At 62.5% G+C, this 23,467-nt stretch carries 23 protein-coding genes; 11 read left to right on the forward strand and 12 right to left on the reverse strand.

Translation table 11 applies throughout. The annotated features are described in order from the left end of the window. Window positions 1-81: 81 nt before the first annotated feature. From IHQ72_RS09085 to IHQ72_RS09110, 6 genes are all read left to right on the forward strand, one after another. The gene (locus IHQ72_RS09085; RefSeq protein WP_258122112.1) at window positions 82-1,398 is read left to right on the forward strand and encodes an extracellular solute-binding protein; all 1,317 of its coding nucleotides are present in this window, start codon (window positions 82-84) and stop codon (window positions 1,396-1,398) included. Between the two features lie 73 nt (window positions 1,399-1,471). Then, on the forward strand, window positions 1,472-2,377 hold the full coding sequence (locus IHQ72_RS09090) for a carbohydrate ABC transporter permease (RefSeq protein WP_029348308.1): 906 nt from the start codon (window positions 1,472-1,474) through the stop codon (window positions 2,375-2,377). Between the two features lies 1 nt (window position 2,378). Beyond that, window positions 2,379-3,338, forward strand: a complete 960-nt coding sequence (locus IHQ72_RS09095; protein ID WP_095493279.1) for a carbohydrate ABC transporter permease — start codon at window positions 2,379-2,381, stop codon at window positions 3,336-3,338. Next, window positions 3,335-3,544: a hypothetical protein gene (locus IHQ72_RS09100; RefSeq protein ID WP_258122113.1), complete on the forward strand. Its 210-nt coding sequence runs from the start codon at window positions 3,335-3,337 to the stop codon at window positions 3,542-3,544. The genes IHQ72_RS09095 and IHQ72_RS09100 overlap by 4 nt, the downstream gene beginning before the upstream one ends. Beyond that, entirely contained in the window at window positions 3,541-4,650 is a 1,110-nt protein-coding gene (locus IHQ72_RS09105; RefSeq protein WP_258122114.1) for an ABC transporter ATP-binding protein, read from the forward strand. Before IHQ72_RS09100 ends, IHQ72_RS09105 begins: the two co-directional genes overlap by 4 nt. Further along, a complete protein-coding gene (locus IHQ72_RS09110) occupies window positions 4,650-5,735 on the forward strand; it encodes an ABC transporter ATP-binding protein (RefSeq protein WP_258122115.1) in 1,086 nt (361 codons plus the stop codon). The genes IHQ72_RS09105 and IHQ72_RS09110 overlap by 1 nt, the downstream gene beginning before the upstream one ends. 53 nt (window positions 5,736-5,788) lie before the next feature. Here IHQ72_RS09110 and IHQ72_RS09115 read toward each other — a convergent pair whose 3' ends face one another. After that, the gene (locus tag IHQ72_RS09115) at window positions 5,789-6,760 is read right to left on the reverse strand and encodes an AraC family transcriptional regulator (protein WP_258122116.1); all 972 of its coding nucleotides are present in this window, start codon (window positions 6,758-6,760) and stop codon (window positions 5,789-5,791) included. A 92-nt stretch (window positions 6,761-6,852) separates the two neighbouring features. Between IHQ72_RS09115 and IHQ72_RS09120 the strand changes: the two genes are divergently transcribed. Beyond that, complete coding sequence (locus IHQ72_RS09120; RefSeq protein ID WP_258122118.1) at window positions 6,853-8,067, forward strand: MFS transporter; 1,215 nt, start codon at window positions 6,853-6,855, stop codon at window positions 8,065-8,067. A gap of 7 nt (window positions 8,068-8,074) precedes the next feature. Here the strand turns inward: IHQ72_RS09120 and IHQ72_RS09125 are convergent, their stop codons facing one another. Continuing rightward, window positions 8,075-8,422 (reverse strand): GFA family protein, encoded by a 348-nt coding sequence (locus tag IHQ72_RS09125; RefSeq protein ID WP_258122119.1) that lies wholly within the window; start codon window positions 8,420-8,422, stop codon window positions 8,075-8,077. A gap of 118 nt (window positions 8,423-8,540) precedes the next feature. Here IHQ72_RS09125 and IHQ72_RS09130 point away from each other — a divergent pair, with 118 nt between their 5' ends. After that, window positions 8,541-9,836, forward strand: a complete 1,296-nt coding sequence (locus IHQ72_RS09130) for an amidase (RefSeq protein WP_258122120.1) — start codon at window positions 8,541-8,543, stop codon at window positions 9,834-9,836. A 5-nt stretch (window positions 9,837-9,841) separates the two neighbouring features. Here the strand turns inward: IHQ72_RS09130 and IHQ72_RS09135 are convergent, their stop codons facing one another. Genes IHQ72_RS09135 through IHQ72_RS09150 form a run of 4 tightly spaced genes read right to left on the reverse strand, consistent with a single transcriptional unit; the run spans window position 9,842 to window position 13,656 of the window. Continuing rightward, window positions 9,842-10,822, reverse strand: coding sequence for an NAD(P)-dependent oxidoreductase (locus tag IHQ72_RS09135; RefSeq protein WP_258122121.1), 981 nt, complete (start codon window positions 10,820-10,822; stop codon window positions 9,842-9,844). A gap of 1 nt (window position 10,823) precedes the next feature. After that, on the reverse strand, window positions 10,824-11,540 hold the full coding sequence (locus IHQ72_RS09140; protein WP_258122122.1) for a FadR/GntR family transcriptional regulator: 717 nt from the start codon (window positions 11,538-11,540) through the stop codon (window positions 10,824-10,826). A 2-nt stretch (window positions 11,541-11,542) separates the two neighbouring features. Next, window positions 11,543-12,712 carry a mandelate racemase/muconate lactonizing enzyme family protein gene (locus tag IHQ72_RS09145; RefSeq protein WP_258122123.1) on the reverse strand — a complete coding sequence of 390 codons (1,170 nt, stop codon included), beginning with the start codon at window positions 12,710-12,712 and terminating at the stop codon, window positions 11,543-11,545. Window positions 12,713-12,768: 56 nt separating this feature from the next. Continuing rightward, window positions 12,769-13,656: a sugar phosphate isomerase/epimerase family protein gene (locus tag IHQ72_RS09150; RefSeq protein ID WP_258122124.1), complete on the reverse strand. Its 888-nt coding sequence runs from the start codon at window positions 13,654-13,656 to the stop codon at window positions 12,769-12,771. 365 nt (window positions 13,657-14,021) lie between these two features. Between IHQ72_RS09150 and IHQ72_RS09155 the strand changes: the two genes are divergently transcribed. The 3 genes from IHQ72_RS09155 to IHQ72_RS09165 all read left to right on the forward strand — a co-directional run bounded on the left by IHQ72_RS09155 (window position 14,022) and on the right by IHQ72_RS09165 (window position 17,337). Beyond that, a complete protein-coding gene (locus IHQ72_RS09155; RefSeq protein WP_258122125.1) occupies window positions 14,022-15,077 on the forward strand; it encodes a sugar phosphate isomerase/epimerase family protein in 1,056 nt (351 codons plus the stop codon). 151 nt (window positions 15,078-15,228) lie between these two features. Continuing rightward, window positions 15,229-16,416, forward strand: coding sequence for a Gfo/Idh/MocA family protein (locus tag IHQ72_RS09160; RefSeq protein WP_258122126.1), 1,188 nt, complete (start codon window positions 15,229-15,231; stop codon window positions 16,414-16,416). Between the two features lie 33 nt (window positions 16,417-16,449). Next, entirely contained in the window at window positions 16,450-17,337 is an 888-nt protein-coding gene (locus IHQ72_RS09165) for a sugar phosphate isomerase/epimerase family protein (RefSeq protein WP_258122127.1), read from the forward strand. On the opposite strand, the gene phnE (IHQ72_RS09170) is transcribed toward IHQ72_RS09165, so the two are convergent. From phnE (IHQ72_RS09170) to phnL, 6 genes are all read right to left on the reverse strand, one after another. After that, window positions 17,325-18,875, reverse strand: a complete 1,551-nt coding sequence (phnE, locus tag IHQ72_RS09170; protein WP_258122128.1) for a phosphonate ABC transporter, permease protein PhnE — start codon at window positions 18,873-18,875, stop codon at window positions 17,325-17,327. The genes IHQ72_RS09165 and phnE (IHQ72_RS09170) overlap by 13 nt on opposite strands. A 4-nt stretch (window positions 18,876-18,879) precedes the next feature. Beyond that, complete coding sequence (gene phnE, locus IHQ72_RS09175) at window positions 18,880-19,854, reverse strand: phosphonate ABC transporter, permease protein PhnE (protein ID WP_258122129.1); 975 nt, start codon at window positions 19,852-19,854, stop codon at window positions 18,880-18,882. 74 nt (window positions 19,855-19,928) lie between these two features. Beyond that, window positions 19,929-20,837, reverse strand: a complete 909-nt coding sequence (gene phnD / locus IHQ72_RS09180) for a phosphonate ABC transporter substrate-binding protein (RefSeq protein ID WP_258122130.1) — start codon at window positions 20,835-20,837, stop codon at window positions 19,929-19,931. 146 nt (window positions 20,838-20,983) lie between these two features. Next, the gene (gene phnC, locus IHQ72_RS09185) at window positions 20,984-21,841 is read right to left on the reverse strand and encodes a phosphonate ABC transporter ATP-binding protein (protein ID WP_258122131.1); all 858 of its coding nucleotides are present in this window, start codon (window positions 21,839-21,841) and stop codon (window positions 20,984-20,986) included. Between the two features lie 304 nt (window positions 21,842-22,145). After that, window positions 22,146-22,763, reverse strand: coding sequence for a DapH/DapD/GlmU-related protein (locus tag IHQ72_RS09190; RefSeq protein ID WP_258122132.1), 618 nt, complete (start codon window positions 22,761-22,763; stop codon window positions 22,146-22,148). Beyond that, on the reverse strand, window positions 22,760-23,467 hold the full coding sequence (gene phnL, locus IHQ72_RS09195) for a phosphonate C-P lyase system protein PhnL (protein ID WP_258122133.1): 708 nt from the start codon (window positions 23,465-23,467) through the stop codon (window positions 22,760-22,762). Before phnL ends, IHQ72_RS09190 begins: the two co-directional genes overlap by 4 nt.

Here is a 23,467-nt window from a genome sequence, read left to right on the forward strand (position 1 = left end):
GCCATCACGAGGAACTACCAGGGCCGGCCTCGCCGCCGGCTCGCATGATACGGTAGAATGCGCACAAGGGAGGAAATCATCATGCGCAAGACAATGACCAGCATGCTTGCTGGTATCGGCTTAGTGCTCGCCTGCGGAACGTCCGTCTACGCGCAGGATAAGGAACTCACCATATTCTGGGCTGAATGGGATCCGGCGAACTATTTGCAGGAACTCGTCAACCTTTACGAGGCCGAGAGCGGCGTGAAGGTCACGGTCGAGACGACGCCGTGGGGGGATTTCCAGACCAAGGCGTTCACCGAATTCAACGCCAAGGGCAGCGCCTACGACATGGTGGTCGGCGATTCCCAGTGGATCGGCGCCGCCTCCGAGGCCGGTCACTATGTCGACCTCACCGACTTCTTCAACAAGCACAATCTGAAGGAAGTGATGGCGCCGGCGACGGTGAAATACTACGCCGAATATCCATCCAACTCCGGCAAATACTGGTCGATTCCGGCCGAGGGCGACGCGGTCGGCTGGTCCTATCGCAAGGACTGGTTCGAAGATCCGAAGGAGATGGAGGCCTTCAAAGCCAAGTACGGCTACGATCTCGGCGTGCCGAAGGACTGGAAGCAGCTGCGCGACATCGCCGAATTCTTCCACCGTCCCGACGAGAAGCGCTACGGCGTCGCCATCTATACCGATAACTCCTACGACGCTCTGGTGATGGGCGTCGAGAACGCCATCTTCTCCTTCGGCGGCGAACTTGGCGACTATGCCACTTACAAGGTCGACGGGATCGTCAACTCCGAGCAGAACGTCAAGGCGCTCGAGGCCTACAAGGAACTCTATTCCTTCACCCCTCCTGGTTGGGCCAAGAGCTTCTTCATCGAGGACAACCAGGCGATCACCGAGAACCTGGCGGCGATGAGCATGAACTACTTCGCTTTCTTCCCGGCGCTCATCAACGAAGCCTCCAACCCGAATGCCAAGGTCACCGGCTTCTTCGCCAACCCTCCTGGACCGAGCGGCGACCAGTTCGCCGCGCTCGGGGGCCAGGGCATCTCCGTCGTCTCCTATTCCCAGAATCAGGAAGAGGCGATGAAGTTCCTGGAATGGTTCATCAAGGACGAGACGCAGAAGAAATGGGCGGAACTCGGCGGTTACACGGCAAGCGCCAAAGTGCTTGAGTCGCCTGAATTCCAGAACGCCACGCCATACAACAAGGCCTTCTACGAAACCATGTTCAAGGTGAAGGACTTCTGGGCGACGCCGGAATATGCCGAGCTGCTCATCCAGATGAACCAACGCGTCTATCCGTACATCACCGGCAATCAAGGCACGGCCAAGGAAGTGCTCGATTCGCTCGCCGCGGATTGGAACGCAACGTTCAAGAAATACAACCGCGTGAAGTAAACGGCATTAACTCTCGGAGGGGGCGGGAGCCCGCCCCTTCCGTTTTCTTTTCCGGACAAGGAAGGAACGGGCCTTGGCCACTGCAGTCATGACCACCCTGGATCCCAACTCGCGCTCCGCCGCCCGCGGCATGAGCGACCTCACGATCCGCAATCTCTTCATCATTCCGACGATCGTTTTCCTGATCGTCTTCAACATCTTTCCACTGATCTATTCGCTCGGCTATTCGTTCACCGACTTCCGCGCGTCGAGCCCCGCGGCGGCCAATTTCGTCGGACTGCAGAATTACCGCGAGCTGCTCAACGACCCGTTCATCTGGTCGAATTTCGCCATCACCGCCAAATATGTCATCGTCTCCGTAGTCGGCCAGGTCATCGTCGGCTTCGGCGTGGCGTTGCTGCTCAACCGCGATATCCCGTTGAAGGGCCTGCTGACGACACTGCTGCTGTTGCCAATGATGCTGTCGATGGCCGTCGTCGGCCTGTTCTGGAAACTGCTCTACGATCCGTCCTTCGGCATCATCAACTATACGCTCGGCCTTGGCTCCTTCGAGTGGCTGTCCAACCCCGACATGGCGCTCTACGCGGTTGCCATCACCGACATCTGGATGTGGTCGCCCTTCGTGATGCTGCTGTCGCTTGCCGGCCTGTCGGCGGTGCCGAAGCACCTCTACGAAGCAGCCGCGATCGACCGCGCCGGCTCGTTCTATACCTTCTTTCGCATTACGCTGCCCCTGGTCGCGCCGATCCTGATGATCGCGATCATCTTTCGCACCATGGAGGCGTTCAAGACCTTCGATCTCGCCTACATCCTGACCAGCCAGCCAACCACCGAGGTGATCTCGATCCGGCTCTACAAGATGGCGTTCCAGGAATGGCAGACCGGGCGCTCCTGCGCGCTAGCTTACATCGTGCTGATCATGATCCTGGCGATCACCAACATCTACGTCAAATACCTGAACAAGGTGAAGGAGCGCTAGAATGGCCGCTGTCACCACCTCTGCCGAGCGTTCGCTCAACAAGCTCGCCATCGTCGGCGTGCTGATCGTCACGATGATCTTCCTGGCGCCGATCTACTGGATAGCCTCGACGGCGTTCAAGCCGCGCAATCTCGCCACCACCATCCCGCCGACGGTGGTCTTCCAGCCGGAGATATCGCCCTTCGTAAAGCTGTTCACCAAGCGGTCGCAGTTGCGCACTGCGCCGACGCCGGAACAATACGCCGCCGCCCCGTGGTGGGAGCGGCTGGTGTTTGACGGCGGCGAGAAGGTGGTGCGCTCGGGCAGGGGCGAGGTGCAGTGGTCCGGTTATCCGAGCCGCTTCATGAACTCGCTGATCGTCGCCATCACCTCGACGATCCTCGCGGTCGGCATGGGCACCTTCACGGCTTACGGGTTCTCGCGCTTCAAGATAAAGGGGGAACAGGACCTGCTCTTCTTCATCCTGTCGACGCGCATGCTGCCGCCGGTGGTGGTGGCGATCCCGATGTTCCTGATGTACCGGGTCGTCGGCCTCAACGACACGCATTGGGGCCTGATCATTCTCTACACCGCCTTCAACCTCAGCTTCTCTGTATGGCTGATGAAGGGGTTCATGGACGAAATTCCGAAGGAGTACGAGGAGGCGGCGCTCGTCGACGGCTACACGCGCATGGAAGCCTTCTTCAAGATCGTGCTGCCTGAGGCCGCCACCGGCATCGCCGCCACCGCGGTGTTCTGCTTCATCACCGCATGGAACGAATATGCCTTCGCGCTGATCATGACCAACCGACGCGCCCAGACGGCGCCACCGTTCATTCCAAGCCAGGTCGGTTCCGGGTTGCCCGACTGGACGGTCATCGCGGCCGGCACCTTCCTGTTCCTGCTGCCTGTCGCCATCTTCACCTTCCTGTTGCGCAACCACCTCCTGCGCGGCATGTCCTTCGGAGCGATCCGTAAATGATCCGCCATGCTACAATCCAGCGCACGGCCGAGATCGTGATGGTGTGCGGCATCATCGCGCTCTGCCAGCCGTGGAGTCTCTTCCTGCACCGCTACGGCCTGACGATCATCATCGTCGGGCTGCTGACGTTCATGATCACCGGCTGGGTCGGTCCAAGGCAGAAGCCGCAGGCGACCGGCACGCCGGAAAAAGAAGGTCACGCATGACCCAGATCGAGCTTCGTGGCATCCAGAAATTCTTTGGCGCCGTTCAGGTCATCAAGGACCTCAATCTCAAGATCGACGACAACGAGTTCATCGTGCTGCTCGGCCAGTCGGGCTGCGGCAAGACGACGACGCTTCGCGCCATCGCCGGGCTGGAGACGATCGACGGCGGCGATGTGCTCATCGACGGCAAGCCGGTCCAGCATCTCAAGGCTGCCGACCGCGACATCGCCATGGTCTTCCAATCGTTCTCGCTCTATCCGCATATGAGCGTCTACGAGAACATCGCTTTTCCGTTGCGCGCCATGCGCAAGAGCAAGGCGGAGATCGACGGCGAGGTGCGCTCGGTCGCCAAAGTGCTGCAGATCACCGACCTGCTCGGCAAGAAGCCGTCGGCGCTGTCGGGCGGCGACATGCAGCGCGTGGCGATCGGCCGGGCGCTGGTGCGGCGGCCGAAGGCGATGCTGATGGACGAGCCGATCGGCGCGCTCGACGCCAAGCTGCGCGAGGAGATGCGCGCGGAGATCAAGCGGCTGCACATCAAGCAGGGCTCGACCACCATCTACGTCACCCACGACCAGATCGAGGCGATGAGCCTTGCTGACCGCATCGTCATCATGCATGAGGGCGTTCTGCAACAGGTAGGCAGCCCATCGGAAGTGTATACGCACCCGGCCAATTTGTTCGTCGCGCAATTCGTTGGCTCGCCTGTGATGAACGTCGCCAACGCGGCGGTGACGATGAACGGCTCCGGCGCCAGGGTCACCCTCGACGGGGCCGCGGAAGGGTTCCTTTTCCCGGCCGAACTGGTCGGCCAACTCGACGCTGCGAACGTCGGGCAGGACCGCCTTGCGCTCGGCATCCGCCCCGAAGGCGTGATGGTCTCGCGCGAGCCGGCGGATGGTTATCTGCCGGTCGAGGCGCACATCATCGAACCGCTTGGCTCCTACGATATCGTCGACCTCAAGGTCGGGGCACAGATGTTGCGCGCCCGGACCCGTTCCGGTTTCGTCGGCAAGCCGGGGGTTCAGGTCTTCGCCAAGCTCGACCCGGCGCAGGCGCATTTCTTCGACACGGCAAGCGGCAATTCGCTGGGGGTGAGACTCTGATGGCCCATATCCAGCTCAAGAATATCTCGAAGACATTCGGCAATCACACCGCATTGACCGGGCTCAATCTCGACATTGCCGACGGCGAGTTCTTCGTGCTGCTCGGTGAGACCGGCGCCGGCAAGACGACGACGCTGCGCATGATCGCCGGCCTGGAAAAGCCGGACGAGGGTCAGATATTCATCGACGGCGCTGATGTCGCTGACTGGGGTGCGGCCGAGCGCGACGTGGCACTGGTTCTGCAGCAATACTCGCTTTATCCGCGCTACACGGTGCGCGAAAACCTCGAATTTCCGCTGAAGCCAAAAATCCGCCGCATCGAGCCCGACGAGATCAAGACGCGCGTCGATCGCGTTGCCAGGACCTTGCGTATCGAGCATCTGCTCGACCGCAAGACGGATCGCCTCTCTGGCGGCGAGATGCAGCGCGTCTCGATTGGTCGCGCCATCGTGCGTAAGCCGCGCGTATTCCTGATGGATGAGCCCCTCTCCGCACTCGATGCCAAGCTGCGCGAGGCGCTGCGCACCGAACTGAAGAACATCCAAATGAACCTTAGTCAGACCTTCCTGTTCGTCACGCACGATCAGATCGAGGCGATGTCGATGGGCGACAAGGTTGGCGTGCTCAACCATGGCCGCATCGTCCAGACCGGCACGCCGTATGAGATCTATAACAATCCGCGCGACACCTACGTGGCGAGCTTCGTCGGCTCGCCGCCGATGAACCTCATCGACGGCAAACTCGTCAACGGTCGCGCGGTGATGGCACCGCTGAATTTCGAACTGCCTTTTGCGGGGGGGGCCAAGACGAGCGCTGCGACCGACGGTCGCCCGCTCGTCTTCGGTATTCGTCCAGAGGATGTCTATCTCGAGAGCGGAGCGCCGGTGGAAGCGCGCGTCCACGATGTCGAGAACCATGGCGTCGAGAAGATCCTTACACTGCGGGTCGGCGACGCCATGCTGCGGGCCACGGTGCCGGCCAGAACCGATGTCGAAATCGAGCAGCCGGTGCGCTTTGCCTGGGATCCGGACAAGGTGGTGCTGTTCGACAAGGCTAGCGGAATAAGCCTCCGTCACGCGGGCTAAAGCGCGTCTATTCGGCGGGGAGATGCTAAGCGGCTTGAAGCCTCTGGCCAGGCTTAGCCGGCTTGACGGGTCTCAGCCTGTTCCTCGGCCCGGAAATGGCTGGGGGCCGATCCGATGACGCGCTTGAACGCCCGACTGAACGACGCGTCGGATTCATAACCGAGGCGAGCGGCGACGACGGAAATCTTCAGCCGGTCGCGGACCAGCCATTGCCGTGCCTGGTGCATTCTCACCTGGGTGACATATCTCGCCGGCGTTTCGCCGACGATCGTCGCGAAGCGTTCCGCGAAGCCTGATCGCGAGGCGCCCATCATCCTGGCCAGCGTTTCCACCGTCCAGTCGCGGTCCGGTTCGAGATGGATCGCGGCCAGCACGCGCCCAATCTCCCGATCCCTCACTGCCGCAATCCAGCCGGACGCGTCGCCGCAGCCGCGCTCGACCCATGACCGGATGACGGTGGCGGCCAGCACATCGGCAAGCCGTGCCAGAATGCCGCCGGAGCCGACGCGCTCCATCGTCACTTCGCGCGCCATGGCCTCCAGCAGATGCGGGATGCCCGGTTCATAGGCTTCCAGTTCGTGCGCGCGCATCACGTCCGGCATCATGCCGAGCAATGGGTGCAAGCCGTCGAGATTGAAATACATGCTGCCGAAAAACAGCAGCGTCCCCGGCCGGCAACCTTCGTTGGACATGCAGTAAACGCCCTTGCAGACCTCGGCGACCTCGTAGCCCTGGATCGGCGAAGCTTCAGTGCCCGGCTCGCTCGCCAGGACGTGTGCCGCACCGCGCGGCAGCAGCACCGCGTCGCCCGCCTTGAGCTCCACCCATTCGCCGGACGGCTGCAGCAGCCAGCATCCCTTGCGGCCGATGAAATGAAACCGCGCCGCCGTCTGGGCCGGAAACTGGAGGCCCCAGGGCTCCTGCATTTCACAGCGGCCGTATTCGACGCCGTCGAGCCTTAACCCGCGCAATATGTCTGTCAGCGGATCGCCGGTGATCGGAACTTTGGACGAATGGTCAAGCATGATGGTGTTTCTAGCATGGAAACTCCAGATAGTCACTCCCTATGTTGCACTGCAGCCAGATGCTGCGCTGCAACCAGATCGGAGATCCCATCATGACTGAACCCGCGACAGGCGTCATGGACGCCGTTCTCGATCCCGCGGAAACCGACGAACGAGCCGAACCTGCGTGGGGGGCGGTCGTATCCCTCGCGCTCGGTGTCTTTGGGCTGGTGACCGCAGAATTCCTGCCTGCCAGCCTGCTGACGCCGCTGGCGCAGGACCTCGGTGTGACGGAAGGCACTGCCGGCCAAGCGGTGACGGCGACGGCCGTCGTCGGCGCGATAGCCGCCCCGACCATGGCCATCGTCACCAGACGGCTGGACCGCAGGCTGGTGATGTGGGCGCTGACGGTGCTGCTGATCCTGTCGAACCTGCTAGCAGCGTTTGCGTCCTCGCTTCCCGTTCTTCTGATCGCCCGCATCATGCTCGGGATCAGCCTCGGCGGCTTCTGGTCGATGTCGGCGGCCATGGCGATGCGGCTTGTCCCGATGCGGCTGATGCCGCGCGCCATGTCGATCATTCTCACCGGCGTTTCGGTGGCGACGGTCTGTGCGGCCCCGGTCGGTGCCTATGTCGGCGACATCTGGGGATGGCGAACGGCCTTCATGATCGCAGCGATTGTCGGCGCCCTGGCGCTGCTCGTGCAGATCGCCACCCTTCCGAAGCTGCCGCCGGCGGGCGTGGCAAGCTTTCGGACCTTGCTGGAGGTAATAAAGCGGCCGATGATCAGGGTTGCGCTTCTGGTGGTCCTGCTGGTCGCCTCGGGACACTTTGCCGGCTTCACCTATGTCCGCCCGTTTCTTGAGAAGGTGCCCGCGCTGGACATCGAGACGATCTCGCTTGTGCTGCTCGCCTACGGCATCGGTGGCTTCTTCGGCAATTTTGCCGGCGGGTTCATGGCCGAACGCAGCCTCAAGACCGCCGTCGGCCTGGCGCCTCTGCTGATTGCTGTGGCAGCTGCCTTGCTGCTTACTCTCGGAGCCTCGCCAGTCGTTGCGGCGATAGCGGTTGCCGCCTGGGGCTTTGCCTTCGGCGCGGTGCCGGTCGGGCTGCAAACCTGGCTGGTGCGAGCCGCTCCCGACCAGGCAGAAAGTGCCGGCGGACTGATGGTCGCCACGTTCCAGGTGGCCATCGCGCTGGGCGCCGTTTTCGGCGGCCTGCTGGTCGACAATGCCGGCGTTGCCAGCGCTTTCGCCTATTGCGGGATCGCAACGTTGCTGGCGGCCTTGGCGGCGTTCTTGCTTGGCCCGAGGACAGCCGAGCGTTGAGTGTCCGTCAAACCGCACGGCCGTCGAAGTCGAAAATCGGCACAGCGTCCAGATCGAGATCGTCAATGCAATGGACATTGACGTAGGCGCTTCGTTCGATCCCTTCGCTGACGTCCTCGGCGAAGGGATGGATGCCGCAGGTCCGGCAGAACCGGTGGGCGATGAGATGGTTGCCGAAGGTGTATTTGCCAAGATCGTCGCCCCAGGCAAGCAGCCGCAATGTCTCGTGCGGCACGGCCCATAGCAGCGCGCCCTTGCGTGGGCAGATCGAGCAATTGCATCGCACGGCTGCGGCAAGATCGCCTTCGACCTCGAAGGCGATCTTGCCGCAGTGGCAGTTGCCTTTGTAGAGCATCAGGTCTCCTCCCGTTCGACAGGGGTGCAAATGTGCTTTTGCCGGGTTATGTCTCTGCAGGCCACGCACCAGCTGTTGCCTGTAAGACGCTGCAAGCGTCCGGAGTCCGACACCGAAAATGCAATCAGCCCGCGACCGCCTTGAAGCCGTCCTTTCGCGTCTCGCCGCCCGCGTGGGCGACGAAAGCGTATTCGTAAAACTCTATCCGGAAGCCGCACGAGCAGCGGCCGACGCCGCCGATACCAGGCGCAGAGCCGGCGTGACGCTTGGACCGCTCGATGGAGCGATCATATCGATCAAGGATCTGTTCGACGTCGCCGGCGAGCCGACCACAGCCGGTTCGTTGTTGCTCAGCACCGCGGCGCCGGCGCAGCGGGATGCCGTCATCGTGCAACGGTTGCGGCAGGCGGGCGCCGTCATCTTCGGCAAGACCAATATGACCGAATTCGCCTTCACCGCGATCGGCGTCAACCCGCATTACGGCACGCCCGGCAATGCGACCGACGCCAGCCGGATTGCGGGCGGCTCATCCTCCGGCGCCGGTGTTTCCATTGCCGAAGGCACCAGCGAGATCTCGATCGGTTCCGACACCGGCGGTTCGGTGCGCATTCCGGCATCGCTGAATGGTGTCGTCGGCTTCAAGCCGACGGCGCGGCGGGTGCCGCGCGGTGGCGTTTTCCCGCTGTCGGCCACGCTGGATTCCATTGGCCCGCTCGCGCGCACCGTCGCCGAATGTGCCGCCGCCGACGCGGTGATAGCGGGCGAGGAGCCTGTGGCTCTGGTTCCGCTTTCGCTTGCCGGACTGCGCATCGGGGTTCCGCGCGGCGTGCTCTTCGAGGATACGGAAGAAGAGGTCGCGGCGGCGTTCGACCGATGTGTTCGCAAGCTAGAGCTCGCGGGTGCACGCCTCGCTGATCTGTCCATCGATGACCTCCTTGCCGATTTGCGCGCGGTAACCAGGCGGGCTTCGATCGCGGCAATGGAGGGTGCCGAGGTCCATGCAGATTGGCTCGCGACAAGTGCGACGACGCCAGTCGATCCGCGGGTGAGCGAGCCGTTGTCGCGCGCCGCCGCCGTTCCGGCCACGGCCTATATAAGGGCAATCCGCCGCCGCACGGCGCTTGTCGCCGCCATGGACGAGCGGCTGGCGTCGATCGATGTGCTGGCCCTGCCGACCACGCCGGTCACGGCGCCGACCATCGTGTCGATGAGCAGCGACGAAGCTCTATGTGAGCGTACGGAAGGCCTTCTGCTGCGCAACACGCAGGTCGCCAACCAGTTCGACCTCTGCGCGATCTCGCTGCCGATGCCGGCAACGACGCGCCCGGCCGGGCTGATGCTGGTGGCGCGCCACGGCGACGACCACCGTCTCTTGCGTATCGCCGCGGAAGTCGAGGCACTGCTTGGCCGTTGAGGTGCTCAGACGTCGGCCGGAAACCGCCGCCGGTAGTGCTCGACCACCTCGGGATTGCGCAGATTGACCGGCAATTTGTTGGCCAGCACCAGCAAGGCTTCATCAGCCGAACCGACGCCCATGCGCATCATCGACTGCTCGGTGATGCCGGCCATGTGCGGCGTGACGATGACATTGTCGAAGCCGAAATAGGGGTGACTGGGCGGCAGCGGCTGCGTCGCAAAGACATCGAGCGCGGCGCCGCCGATACGGTCCTTTTGCAGGGCTTCGATCAGCGCATCGTCGTCGATCACCGGCCCGCGCGAAATATTGATCAGCACCGCATGCGGCTTCATTCGACCGATGCGCTCGCGGTTGATCAGGCCGCGCGTCTCCGGTGTCAGCGGGCAGCACAGAACGATGATGTCGCTCTGCTCGACCAGTGCGTCGATCGACAGGAAGCCGACCCTGTCCAGCGCCGGCCTCATGCTGCGCGTCGTCGCCACCACGTTCAGGTCGAAACCATGCGCCGCGATATGGCCGACTGCCTGTCCGATGGCGCCGAAGCCGATAATGCCGATCGTCTTGCCGGCGAGCTCGCTGGCGAGAATGGTGTGGTCGCGACCGGCCAGCCAGCCCTTCGCCCGCAAGTCGCGGTCTACTACGCGGAAACGCCGAAGCAGGGCCAGGGCTGCAAACATCACGTATTCGGCGACCGACCGTGCATTGACCGCCGGCACGTTCGCGACCAGGACGCCGGCTGCAGTGGCCGCTTCCATGGGGACCATGTCGAGCCCGGCGCCGTGGCGGATTGCGGCCCGGAGCTTCGCAGCACCTTCGAAAAGCGCCGACGGCAGCGGGGCGCGAACGATGATGATGTCGGCGTTCCTCGCCTCAGTCGCCAGCGTGTCCGCATCGAGGGCGGAGGCGACGACGAGTTCACCGGCCCCAGTCAGCATGGCGGAGGCGCGCGGGTGAAGCGTGTGTGTCGTCAGGATTTTAGCCATGTCAGACCTGTTCGAGCGCTGGACTGTGAGGTTCTGCCCCACCACCCTCGATCAGGCCTTTCCAGTAGCTTTCCGCGCCTTGCAGATGGGCGCTCATCAGCGCCTGCGCGAGGTTGCCGTCGCGGCGCAATAGCGCCTCGTAGATCTGGATGTGCTCGGCATGCGAGCGCACGCTGCGTTCGGGATCGTTGAAATAGATCGGCAGCCGTTGTTCGCCCATCATGTAATAGACGCTGCATATGTTGTGAAAAACGCTGTTCTTGGTCGCCCGCACGATCTCAAGGTGAAATTCGCGGTCCTCCTTGGCGAGGCCCTCGCCTGCCGCAATGCGCTCTTCCGAAGCCTTCAGGATTTCGCGCAGCCGCTCGAAATTTTCTTCAGTAGCGCGCGAACAGGCAAGCTCGGCGGCCTTGATCTCATGGATCTTGCGCAACTCGACCGTCTCGTAGATCTGGATCGGATCGAGCGGCAGGCCGGCCCGCGCAAACAGTGCCATCGCTTCGACGCTGGCCTGCTTGGTGTCGATGTAGATGCCGGACTTGGCCCGGCGCTCCACGATGCGCATGGCTTCGAGGATGGCCAGCGCCTCGCGGATCTGGCCGCGGCTGACGCCGAAATGCTCCGCCAGTTCCCGCTCCGACGGCGTTCGGCCGGTCGCCTTGTCGGAGTGGGAGAACAGATAGGCGGCGAGTTCCGCGAGGAGGTTCTTTTCTTTCATGATCAGCCGCGTAGCGCGTGCGCCTCCAGGAACCGTTCCGAAAGGGTGAATCCCAGTCCGGGCTGCTCGGGGATCGCTATCATACCGTCCTTTGCTTCGACAGTCTCCTCGATCAGATCGTGGATCATCGGGTTGGCGCCAAGCGAATATTCGACGGTAAAGCTAGCCGGCGAAGCAGCGCAGACATGCAGCCCGGCAAAGAAGCAAGGCGCGCCGGCCCACAGATGCGGCGCAAAGCGCAGATTGAAGGCGCTGGCGATGGTACCGATCTTCATCGCCTCGCTGATGCCGCCGCAGAAGGCGGGGTCCGGCTGGAAGATGTCGGCCGCCTTGAGCGTGGCGAGGTCGCGGAAAGCATAGCGCGTCGCTTCGCTTTCGCCGGTGGCGATCGGGATGGAGCCGGACGCCCGCACTTCGGCCATGCCGGGCTTATCGTCGGCGATGACCGGCTCCTCGAACCAGGCCAGATCAAGATCGCCGGCGAGATGGATGAAGCGTTTGGCTTCCGCCACCGTATAGGTGCCATGCGCATCGACCATCAGGTCGACTTCGGGGCCGAGCGCCTGTCTGGCGGCGCGGACGCGGGCGGCCGAATTGTGCGGAGCGCCGTCCATCGCGCCGATCCGCATCTTCAGCGCCTTGAAGCCGCCCTTGGCGATATAGGATTTCAACTGATCACCGATCGCCTCGGCGGAAGCCCAGCCACCGGAAGCATAGGCCGGCATGCGGTCAAGCTTGCGGCCGCCGAGCAGCCGCCAGACCGGAACTCCCAGCGACTTGCCCAGAATATCCCACAACGCGATATCGACGGCGCTGATCGCGGCGACACTGATGCCGCGCCGCGCCAGTTGCGGCATGGCGTGGCCGTTCTGCGCGGCACTGTCGTGGCGCACGCCATTGTAGAGCATCTCCCAGATTACCCCGATGTCGGCCGGATCGCAGCCGATCAGCTGCGGGCCAACCTCATGGTTCAGCATGTGGACGAGAGCGCCATAGCTGCCGGTGCTGCCGGCGGCATTCTTGCCTTCGCCCCAGCCGACCAACCCATCGTCGGTCTCGATGCGCAGGATGGCGGCGTCGAACGTCGTCACCTGACCGAAGTCGCTGCGGTGCTGCCGCGCCGCTTCGATCGGTATGCGGACCCACCAGGCTTGGACCGTCTTGATGCGCATGTTCATCCCCGGCCCTGCCGCCGGTCAGGGCGGAAGAGCTCATTCCCAGACGTCGACTACTTGATCAGCGGCAGCAGCGTTTCGGCGTTGATTCGCATCTGATCGGTGTAGAACTTTTCCGTGAGTACGCTGGAACCGTGGTCCTGGATGAATTTGAGCTGCTCCGGCGAGATGTCGACCGGGTTGCGTTCGACCATGTCGGGGTAGGGAGCAGCCGGCGTGCGGTCGACAGGGGCGACGAACTCGTTGGTCAGCGCGCCGTCGTAACCGACTTCCTTCAGCGTGCCGACGATCTTCGGCCAGTCGATCTGTCCGAGACCGGCGGCGAAGCGGTTGTTGTCAGCGACGTGGAAATCGAACAGGCGATTGCCGACCTGCCGGATGGCATCGTAGACGTTAAACTCCTCCATATGGAGGTGATAGGCATCGAGGCAGACACCGCATTCGGGGCTGACCGCATCGGCCAGCGCCAGTGCCTGTGCGCCACGGTTGAACAGATAGGTCTCGAAGCGGTTGAGCGGCTCGATCGCGATCTTGACGCCGACCTTCTTGGCATGGGTGAAGCATTCCCTGGTGGCGTCGACCACCCATTTCCATTCTTCTTCCTCGGTGCCGTCCGGCACCACCTTGCCGACGGTGGCGGGAACGAGGGTGATGATCTCGCCATCGAGTTCGCTCACCATCGTCAGCACGTCCTTGACATACTGCACCGAGCGCTCGCGCTGGCCCTGGTCCTTGGCGGCGAGATTGCGCTCGCCCAGCATCAGCGTCACCGCCCCCCAGCAGCGAATGCCGTGCTCCTTCAGGAGCGCACGTGTCTCATTGGTCTTGTATTGCTCGGGCTCGCCGGAAATCTCGATCGACTCATAGCCGAATTTCTTGATGCGTTTGAGCGTCGTCTCCAACGGTTCCGCCCGCATCCAGTTGTGCGTCGAAAGATGCATGGTCTGTCCTCCCAGAATTCGCCTTTAACAATTCGCCTGCGACGCCAAGGCGCTCCAGCATTTTTCGTAAACTGGTTCGACCAATTGGGCGTGAAACGAGGTCTACAGCAATTTTATCTGGACGGCAAGAAATCCTGCAAGGCAGCCCAAGCCAACGATTATTCCATTGATTAAGCTGGCGTATTTCCCCGCCGTCCGGCAATTTTCGCGGCGCTGGTTGCGAGTGGCGGCGCTTGACCAAAAGACCATATTTGGTAATACCAGAATGGCGGTGCGTGCTAGCGCCTGTCGAGAAAAGACCAAAGAGGCTGGCCCTGCTTTCAATCGGCGCTATGCTTGGTCGTGGATAACTAGGGAGGATGCCGATGCCGTCGACAATGAAGGGTCCTGGGCTGTTTCTGGCGCAGTTCGCGGGCGATGCCGCACCGTTTAATTCGCTGCCGTCGATCACCAGATGGGCGGCCGGACTGGGCTACAAGGGCGTGCAGATCCCGACCTGGGACAGCCGGCTGTTCGACCTCGAGAAAGCGGCGTCTTCCCAGGCCTATTGCGACGAAGTGAAGGGCATCTGCACCGAGGCCGGCGTCGAGATCACCGAGCTGTCGACGCATTTGCAGGGGCAGTTGGTGGCGGTGCATCCGGCCTATGACGCGCAGTTCGACGGCTTCGCGCCGCCTGCGGTGCACAACAATCCGAAGGCCAGGCAGCAATGGGCGGTCGAACAGATGAAGTTCGGCGCCAAGGCTTCGAAGAACCTCGGGCTCAAGGCGTCAGTGTCGTTTTGTGGAGCGTTGGCTTTTCCCTACCTTTATCCGTGGCCGCAACGGCCGGCGGGATTGATCGAGGAAGCGTTTTCCGAACTGGGAAGACGCTGGAAACCGATCCTCGACGTCTATGAGGACAATGGCGTCGATGTTGGTTACGAGATCCATCCGGGCGAGGACGTCTTCGACGGCGCGACCTTCGAGATGTTCCTCGACGCGGTGGGTGGCCACAAGCGCTGCAACATCAATTACGACCCGTCGCATTTCCTGCTGCAGCAACTCGACTATCTCGAATTCATCGACATCTATCACGAGCGGATCAAGGCGTTCCACGCCAAGGATGCCGAGTTCAATCCGACCGGCCGGCAAGGCGTCTATTCCGGTTATCAGAGCTGGACAAACCGGGCCGGGCGTTTCCGCTCGCTCGGCGACGGACAGGTGGATTTCGGCGGCATCTTTTCCAAACTCGCCCAATATGACTACGATTCATGGGCGGTGCTGGAATGGGAGTGCTGCCTGAAGCATCCGGAGGACGGTGCGGCCGAAGGCGCGCCCTTCATCCAGCATCACATCATCAGGGTGACGGAAAAAGCATTCGACGATTTCGCCGGCGGCGCGACCGACAAAAAGGTGCTGCGCGCCATGATGGGAATCTAGCGCCGCTTCCCTCCCCCTTGAGGGGAGGGTGGCCCGAAGGGCCGGGTGGGGTCGGTTCATGCCGAGCTCCACGCCCGGCGACCCCACCCCGACGCTACGCGTCGACCCTCCCCGCAAGGGGGAGGGTAAGAAAACAACGAGGGAGAAAATCATGGTCGGCGCATCGAAGTCGGAAACGGGAGGCGGCCCGATCCGCTACGGCATGGTCGGCGGCGGGCAAGGCGCTTTCATCGGCGCGGTGCACCGGATCGCGGCGCGCATGGACAACGAGTTCGTGCTGGTCGCCGGTGCCCTGTCATCCGACCCGGCGCGTGCCAAGGCATCGGCCGCGGAGCTCGGGCTCGACCCGGCGCGCAGCTACGGCTCTTTCGCCGAGATGGCCAAGGCCGAGGCCAAGCGGCCGGACGGCATCGAGGCGGTAGCCATCGTCACGCCCAACAATGTGCATGTGCCGGCGGCGAAGGCGTTTCTCGAAGCCGGCATCCACGTCATTTGCGACAAACCGCTGGCGACGACATTGGCGGAAGCAAAGAAGCTGGCGACATTGGTTGAAAAGACCGGCAAGGTCTTTGTGCTCACCCATAATTACACCGCCTATCCGATGGTGCGGCAGGCGCGCGAGATGGTGGCCAAGGGACAGCTCGGCGACATCCGCATCGTGCAGTCGGAATACCCGCAGGACTGGCTGACCGAGGACCTTGCCGCCACCGGCCAGAAGCAGGCGGCCTGGCGCTCCGACCCAAAACAGGCCGGCGCCGGCGGTGCGCTGGGCGACATCGGCACGCATGCCTATAATCTCGCACGCTTCGTCTGCGGGCTGGAGCTCGATGCGCTTTCCGCCGATCTCGACGCCTTCGTGCCGGGGCGGCAGCTCGATGACAATGTCAATGTGATGCTGCGCTTCAAGCCGGTCGGCAAGTCGCATCCGGCCAAAGGCATGTTGTGGGCGAGCCAGGTGGCGCCCGGCCATGAGAACGGGCTGAAGCTGCGCATATACGGCTCGAAAGGCGGGCTCGAATGGGTGCAGGCCGACCCGAACTATCTCTGGTACACGCCGTTCGGCCAGCCGAAGCAGTTGATCACCCGAAATGGCGCCGGCGCGCTGCCCGTCGCCGGGCGCGTCAGCCGCGTTCCGTCAGGCCATCCGGAAGGCTATCTCGAAGGCTTCGCCAACATCTATCAGGAGGCGGCCCGCGCCATCCGCGCAGCGCGCCGCAAAGGCGGCAAGCCGGCTAAGGATGTCATCTTCCCGACCATCCAGGACGGTGTCGAAGGCATGGCCTTCATTGAAGCCTGCGTGAAGTCGTCGAAGAAGAACGGAACCTGGACGAAGCTTTAGAAAACAACCGGAAATCATGAGGAGGGGGCGTCGATGAAAATCGGCATGTGCATGTTTTTGTGGACGACGGCCGTGTCGAAGAAACACGAGCCGCTGCTCAGGGATATCAAGGCGACCGGCTTCGATGGCGTCGAGATACCGGTCTTCTCTGGCACGCCGGACGATTACAAAAAGCTCGGCGAACTGCTCGACCGCATCGGACTGGAGCGCACCGCCGTTTCGGCCATGGGCGATCCGGCGATGAATTTGATCTCAGCCGATGGTTCAACGCGCAAGGCCGGCATCAACTATATGAAATGGGCGATCGACTGCACACAAGCGCTTGGCGCTAGAACGTTGAGCGGCCCGCTGCATTCGACGCTCGGCGCGTTTTCCGGCAGTGGGCCGACGGCGGCCGAGAAAAAGCGCTCCGTCGCCTCGCAACGCGCCATCGGTGACCATGCCGGCAAGAAGAATGTCACCATCGGGCTGGAGGCACTCAACCGCTTCGAATGCTACCTGCTCAATACGATGAACGATCTGTCGGAGCATGTCGACGCAATCGACCGGCCGCACATCAAGGCGATGTACGACACTTTCCACGCCAATATCGAGGAGGCCGACCCGATCGGCGCCTATACGCGCAACCGCAAAAATGTCGTCCATATCCATATTTCGGAGAATGATCGCGGCGTGCCTGGGCGCGGCCACATTCCGTGGCATGAGACGTTTTCGGCGATCCGCAAGAGCGGCTATGACGACTGGCTGACGATCGAGGCCTTCGGCCGCTCGCTGAAAGATTTGGCGGCGGCCACCAAGGTGTGGCGCGATTTTTCGGAAAGCCCGGAAGCCGTCTATCGCGACGGCTACAAGCACATCAAGAGCGGCTGGAAAAAGGCTGCTGCGCTAGATGCAGCCGGGCCTTCCTCTCAGGCGATCTGAGCTGCCGGCGGACGGACGGAAACGCGCCGTTCATCGTTGCCGTTTGCGACGGTCCCCATCAGTTTGCGGCGCAGATAGCTGGAGATGTTGTCGAAGATAAAGACGACGAGCAGAATCAGCAGAACCATGTAGAAAACATTGGCCCAGTTGGTGTTGGTGCGCATGGCCTCCCACAATTTCAGACCGATGCCGCCAGCGCCGACAGCACCTATGATCGTCGCTGACCGGGTGTTCGATTCCCAGAAATAGAGGGATTGGCTGAGGAATACCGGCAGAACCTGGGGCAGCACGCCGTAGCGCTGCACCATTGCCGGCGTGGCGCCAACGGAGCGGATGCCCTCGCGCTGCTTGTCGTCGATGTTTTCCAGCGCCTCGGAATAGAGTTTGCCTAGGGTTCCGGTGTCGGTGAAGAAGATCGCCGACATGCCGGCCAGCGGCCCCGGACCGAAGCCGCGCGTGAAGAACAGCGCCCAGATCAGCATGTCGACCGAGCGCTGGAAATCGAAAAAGCGCTTTGTTAGCTGGTTGGCTATCCGGCTCGGCGTGACGTTGCGCGCAGCCAGGAAGGCGAGCGGAAAGGCGACGATCGAGGCCAGCACCGTGCCGACAAAAGCCATGACGATGGTTTGCAAAAGTTTCAGCCAGACGTCACCGTGCTGCCACTCGGCGTTGTTGAGGACGTTATCCCAGGCGAGCGCTGCGTTTGACCGCGACGGGTCGATGCGTGCCCCGGAAACGATCAGTGAAGCGACCTCGCCGAACGGCTTTCCCCAGAATGGCGAGTTCGTGTCGAACACGAAATTGGCCCAACCGAAGAAACGCCTCCAGGCGACCACTTCGTCATTTTGCACCTCAGCGCGACCGAGAAATCCGAACGAGACATAGGCTGTCGAGCCTGGCCTGCGTTGCTCGATCCAGTCGGGCAGCGGTGTGCGTGGCGCCACAGTACTGTCCTTGGCGATGTCGAAAATGACGCTTTCGGCGCCGCGCGTCACGGTGACGAGGTTTGGCGTGATGGCGATCCGGCCATTGCCAAGGGTGACGGTCGCCGCCACAACGGCGTTTTCGCGCACCGTTTCAGGTGCAGCCGGAGCGGATTGGCCCGACGGGGCGGCCGGATTCTCGGCGGTCGGCGCACCAGGCGCCATGAACGAATCCTGCGACGATTTGTTGGTCGCGATTGCCGGTGTCGGCGCTGCGTCGACCCGCCGCTCGATCACGGCCATCTGCTTGGCCACCCAGTCGGGATCTGGATTGGATCCCAGTTTGGAAAAGCGGGAGTAGTCGATCGTCAGATAGTTATCTTTGAACTCGACCTCGGGCCGGATTTCGTAAGACACCCAGTCGGCGAGATAAGCGCCGGCAAGATTCCAGTTCGCCTTTTCGAGAACGCTTGCGATCGAGAAGAACCACGCGCAATAGAAGGTATAGAGAATGCAGAGAAGGATGCCGATCGGGACGGCGTAGCGCTTCCATAGGGATCGCCGGAACGCGTCTGGATGGCGAGTGGCGATGTCGTTGATGGCGTCGGCATTCATTGCACTACTCTCCGCGCCCGTATGCGAACGCTTGCCGGCCGACAAGACGGTGTCTCAGCCACGCCGAAAACTGGTCGACGGCGACAATCGTACAGAGCAGCAGAAAGACGATGGCGATGGTCTTGGCCTCATGGCCTCGGCCGATCGAAAGGCGCAGCGATTCGCCGATGCCGCCCGCGCCGACGGCGCCAAGTATGGTCGAAGCGCGCACATTGATCTCGAAGCGGAGCAGGAAATAGCTCATGAAGTTGGGCAGGACCTGAGGCACGATGCCGAACCACACCCGTTCGACCCAGTTGGCGCCAACAGCTCGCAAGCCTTCTTCAGGCTTCATGTCGGCGTTCTCGACCACTTCGAAGAACATTTTTCCGAGCGCGCCGACGGTGTGGATGCTGACTGCGAGGATCGCCGGGATGGGTCCAAGCGAGAAGATCGCCAGAAAGAAGCCGGCAATGACAATTTCCGGAAAGGCGCGGACGATTTCAAGGAAGCGACGCGTGGCGAAACGGAGCCAGCGGCTGGCCGTGATATTGCCGGCAGCGAGGAAACAGAGCAGGAAACCGAATGTGGAGCCCACCAAGGTCGAAAACAGGGCGATGTTCAGCGTTTCGATCATCCGGTGGAAATACTCCGGAATGTAGATGCTCTGGGTCAGGTAGACCCGGCCTTCGGGGTAGTCGAACTTGAGGCTGCCATCGTCATAGGGGGACGGCAGGTCGAACAGCGCGCGCACCGGGTCGAACCAGTCGCGCGGCTTCAGCTCGGTGAAAAAATCGGCGACGTAGGGAAGGCGGTCGAAGAACTTTCCGGCGTTGGTTTCGTTGGCGAACCAGAGCGAGCCAGAGAGTGCAAGAAACAGGAAAACCAGGCCTCCGATCGTGTAAAGGCGCCGGCGAGCGGCGAGGTCGCGCCAGTGCCGCTCGACGGTGGCTCCCTCCGGTGAAAGCGCAGGCGCGCGGTAAACGTCGGTCGCACTCATCGATAGATTCCCGGCCCCTGATGCGGCAACGCCGCCGGCGGCACATGGCCCCGGCGGCGTTTTAGCAGTTTGCTTTACGAGCCGATCTTCGCCTTACGGGCGTCGATGATCGGCTGGTAGAATTCCGGGGTAACCGGCGAATAGCCCTTGTAATCGCCGCCTTGAATTGCCGAGAAACAGGCCGGATCGGTTTCCGGGAGCTTGGTCAGAAAGTCGGTGATCTTCTGCTTGGTGTCGGCGTCGATCGACGTACGCACGACCAGCGGGCCGTTCGGGATCAGCGGCGACTGCCACAATTCGACGAGGTCATCCATCTTGAGGACGCCCTTGTCGACCATCTTGCGCAGATTGCCGGAGCTGTAGCCGTCGTTGAAGTCGCCGACGCCCGAAGCCCAGGTGGTGCCGGCATCGAACGTACCTTTCAGGACTTCAAGGACAAGCTGTTCATGGCCGCCGCCGAAACCGGTCGACGCGAAGTAGCTCTTCACATCCATGCCGATGTCCTTGGGCAGTGAAGTCACCGGGATCAGGTAACCGGAGGTCGAATCGGGATCGGCGAAACCGAGTTTCTTGCCCTTCATGTCGGCGAGCGTCTTGATGCCGGAATCGGCACGGGCGACCATGACCGCACGGTAGCCGGTCGAACCGTCGGTCTGGATCGTGGTCAGGACCGGTTGAACCGCGTCCTTGTTTTCGAGATAGACTTTGGCGTAAGCGGAAGCGCCGAGCTCGGCAAAGTCGAGCGTGCCGCCGAGCAGGCCCTGGATGACGCCGTCATAGTCGGCGGCCGGGAACAAGGAAACTTTCTCGACGCCAAGGACTTCCTTGATGTGGTCGGCGAAGCACTGGTAGTTGCGCAGACGGTCGGCCTCGTTCTCGCCGCCCAGAATGCCGACGCGGAATTCCTTCAGGCCCTGTGCCTGAACCGCGCCCATCGCCATGGCGAGGATGGAAACGGCCCCGAAAAGTATCTTTTTAAACATTTCGCGTCTCTCCTGTTGGTTCCGGCATCGCGCCGGCAGCGTTCGAATTTTGACAGCGCCCTTGACGCGGGCTGGCGATCCAGGCGCTCTTTCGGTTGTCCATGATCTTTTCCGGATACCGGTATCCAGTTGTCGGGATCACGGAATTAGTAGCCAGGAAAAGCGGGCTCGAGCGGTCCGGCGGATGCGGCGATTTTTTGCTTCATGGTCACGCTGGTCGAGGTGATGGCCTCGGAGATTTCGCCGCCATTGCTGTCGGCGCCATAGACCATACGCACGGCCTCCCGGTTGAGCTCTTCGGGCGGGCCGTCGAACACCACCTTGCCGGCGGCCATGCCGATGATGCGGTTGCAATAGGTGCGCGCGGTATCCAGCGTGTGCAGATTGGTGACGACGGTGAGGCCCTCGCGCAGATTGATGTCCTGCAGCGAATCCATCACCACCTTGGCGTTGAGCGGGTCGAGCGAGGCGATTGGCTCGTCGGCAAGGATGACTTTCGGTTGCTGCATCATGGCGCGAGCAATCGCAACGCGCTGCTGCTGGCCGCCGGACAACGTGCCGGCCGGCTGCAGCGCCGTGCGGGCGATGTCGAGACGCTCGAGCGCCGCGATCGCCTCGGCCCGTTCCTCACGGGAGAAGACACCGAGCAGATTGACAATGGTCGAGCGGTGATTGAGCCGGCCGAGCAGCACATTGGTCAGCACGTCAAGACGCGGCACCAGGTTGAATTGCTGAAAGATCATGGCGCAGTCGCGCTGCCAGCGCCTGAGCAGCGAACCGCGCAGGCTGGAGACTTCGGCGCCGTCAAAGAAAATCGACCCTTGGCTCGGATCGATGAGGCGGTTGATCATGCGCAAAAGCGTCGACTTGCCGGCGCCCGAGCGGCCGATGATGCCGACCATCTGACCGTGCGGGATCAAGATGTCGACATTGCTGACGGCGGTGTTCTTGCCAAACCGGCGGGTGACGCCGCGGATTTCCAGCGTGGCTGAGGTTGCTGACATAGGCAAGTTCCAGTCCAGTCGCGTTTCGAAGGTCTGTTAACCTTCGCTAGCGCAGCCGCATGAAACTGCGGTGTCGGATTGATGTCAGTTTTGTTACCGCCCACAGCCTGAAGGGGCGCGCGATCAACCGAGCACAAGAAGCTCCTCGAAATGCGTCATGTCGCTGAAGCTGCAGAAGGCCAGCGGCCGCCGTTCGATCAGCGGTACCTGATGCGCAAGAAATGGTGAATGGTGACAAGAAAGGCTTCCCTGAGCCTCGAAGTCGATTCGCTGCCGCCATTCACTATTCACTATTCACAATTCACTAACCGCCATGCTTCTCCAAAAACGCCTCTGCCGACAATCCGCGAAAATCGTCGAGCGCGGCGCGCAGGCGGGCATGGTCCCAATCCCACCAGGCAAGTGCCTGATAGCGTTCCGCCGTGCGGCGGTCGAAACGTTCGCGGATCGGCTTCGCCGGCACGCCGCCGACGATGGCGTAGGGCGCGACGTCCTTCGATACCACGGCGCCGGCGCCGACCGCCGCGCCATCGCCGACGGTGACGCCGGGCAGGATGGTAGAGCCGTGGCCAAGCCAGCTGTCGTGGCCGATGGTGACGCGCCTGGCGCGGCGCTGGGCGAAGAATTCGCTCTCGTGCTCAGCGTCGTCCCAATAGTCCGAGGCGCGATAGGTGAAATGGTGGAGCGTCGGCCGCCAGGTCGGATGGTTGGTGGCATTGATGCGCACGCTGGCGGCGATGTTGGCGAATTTGCCGATCGTCGCGCACCAGACACCGCAGTCCTGCATCATGTAGGAATAGTCCCCGAGCGTGCTCTCCGAAACCCGGCAGCGTTCGGCGATCTCGGTCCAGCGGCCGAGCGTTGAGTTCTCGACCTCCGCCGTCTCGTGGACCAGCGGCGTTTCCGACAGTTTTCTGGTCATGCGGCGATTTTTGCGGCGGCGAAGGCGGTCACGTCGATTATGCGGTCGGCGACCGCCTCGCGTACGTCATGATCGTGGAAGATGCCGAGCAGAGCAACGCCGGCCGCCTTCTTGGCCGCGATCAGCGCAATCACCACGTCGCGGTTCCTGGGGTCGAGCGAGGCGGTGGGTTCGTCGAGCAGCAGGATCGGGTGCTCGGTGATGAAGCCGCGCGCGATGTTGACGCGTTGCTGCTCGCCGCCGGAAAAGGTCGCCGGCGGCAGTGCCCAGAGTTTTTCCGGCAGGTTGAGCTGCGCCAGCAAGGCACCTGCCTTGCTGCGCGCAACGTCACGGTCCTCGCCGCGCTCGACCAGCGGTTCGGCGACGACATCCAGCGCCGAGACGCGCGGCACGGTGCGCAGGAACTGGCTGACATAGCCGATCGTGAGCCGGCGCACGGCAAGCACGGTGCGTGGGCTGGCCGTCGCGAGATCGATGAGCCCGTCCTCGTGCTGGACGATGATCTGGCCTGCGTCGGCGGCATAGTTGCCGTAGAGCATCTTCAGGATCGAGCTCTTGCCAGCGCCGGAGGGGCCGCCGAGCACTGCACATTCGCCGCTCCTGATCGAGAACGACACGCCGGCGACGACAGGCAGTTTGATGCCGTCGCGCAGGTGCATGGTGAAGCTCTTGGCGACATCGGAGACGACGAGCGGGGTTGCCAT

The sequence above is a fragment of the Mesorhizobium onobrychidis genome, assembly GCF_024707545.1.
Classification (GTDB): Bacteria; Pseudomonadota; Alphaproteobacteria; order Rhizobiales; family Rhizobiaceae; genus Mesorhizobium; species Mesorhizobium onobrychidis.

Bases quoted from the DNA above. Each gene is read 5' to 3' on its own strand.
- IHQ72_RS09140 (WP_258122122.1), bottom strand. From the start codon at position 11,540: ATGAAAGAAAAGAACCTCCTCGCGGAACTCGCCGCCTATCTGTTCTCC.
- phnE (WP_258122128.1), bottom strand. From the start codon at position 18,875: ATGAATGCCGACGCCATCAACGACATCGCCACTCGCCATCCAGACGCG.
- IHQ72_RS09095 (WP_095493279.1), top strand. From the start codon at position 2,379: ATGGCCGCTGTCACCACCTCTGCCGAGCGTTCGCTCAACAAGCTCGCC.
- phnD (WP_258122130.1), bottom strand. From the start codon at position 20,837: ATGTTTAAAAAGATACTTTTCGGGGCCGTTTCCATCCTCGCCATGGCG.
- phnL (WP_258122133.1), bottom strand. From the start codon at position 23,467: ATGGCAACCCCGCTCGTCGTCTCCGATGTCGCCAAGAGCTTCACCATG.
- IHQ72_RS09100 (WP_258122113.1), top strand. From the start codon at position 3,335: ATGATCCGCCATGCTACAATCCAGCGCACGGCCGAGATCGTGATGGTG.
- IHQ72_RS09130 (WP_258122120.1), top strand. From the start codon at position 8,541: ATGCAATCAGCCCGCGACCGCCTTGAAGCCGTCCTTTCGCGTCTCGCC.
- IHQ72_RS09160 (WP_258122126.1), top strand. From the start codon at position 15,229: ATGGTCGGCGCATCGAAGTCGGAAACGGGAGGCGGCCCGATCCGCTAC.
- IHQ72_RS09165 (WP_258122127.1), top strand. From the start codon at position 16,450: ATGAAAATCGGCATGTGCATGTTTTTGTGGACGACGGCCGTGTCGAAG.
- IHQ72_RS09115 (WP_258122116.1), bottom strand. From the start codon at position 6,760: ATGCTTGACCATTCGTCCAAAGTTCCGATCACCGGCGATCCGCTGACA.
- IHQ72_RS09150 (WP_258122124.1), bottom strand. From the start codon at position 13,656: ATGCATCTTTCGACGCACAACTGGATGCGGGCGGAACCGTTGGAGACG.
- IHQ72_RS09145 (WP_258122123.1), bottom strand. From the start codon at position 12,712: ATGCGCATCAAGACGGTCCAAGCCTGGTGGGTCCGCATACCGATCGAA.
- IHQ72_RS09120 (WP_258122118.1), top strand. From the start codon at position 6,853: ATGACTGAACCCGCGACAGGCGTCATGGACGCCGTTCTCGATCCCGCG.
- phnC (WP_258122131.1), bottom strand. From the start codon at position 21,841: ATGTCAGCAACCTCAGCCACGCTGGAAATCCGCGGCGTCACCCGCCGG.
- phnE (WP_258122129.1), bottom strand. From the start codon at position 19,854: ATGAGTGCGACCGACGTTTACCGCGCGCCTGCGCTTTCACCGGAGGGA.
- IHQ72_RS09190 (WP_258122132.1), bottom strand. From the start codon at position 22,763: ATGACCAGAAAACTGTCGGAAACGCCGCTGGTCCACGAGACGGCGGAG.
- IHQ72_RS09110 (WP_258122115.1), top strand. From the start codon at position 4,650: ATGGCCCATATCCAGCTCAAGAATATCTCGAAGACATTCGGCAATCAC.
- IHQ72_RS09105 (WP_258122114.1), top strand. From the start codon at position 3,541: ATGACCCAGATCGAGCTTCGTGGCATCCAGAAATTCTTTGGCGCCGTT.
- IHQ72_RS09085 (WP_258122112.1), top strand. From the start codon at position 82: ATGCGCAAGACAATGACCAGCATGCTTGCTGGTATCGGCTTAGTGCTC.
- IHQ72_RS09135 (WP_258122121.1), bottom strand. From the start codon at position 10,822: ATGGCTAAAATCCTGACGACACACACGCTTCACCCGCGCGCCTCCGCC.
- IHQ72_RS09125 (WP_258122119.1), bottom strand. From the start codon at position 8,422: ATGCTCTACAAAGGCAACTGCCACTGCGGCAAGATCGCCTTCGAGGTC.
- IHQ72_RS09155 (WP_258122125.1), top strand. From the start codon at position 14,022: ATGCCGTCGACAATGAAGGGTCCTGGGCTGTTTCTGGCGCAGTTCGCG.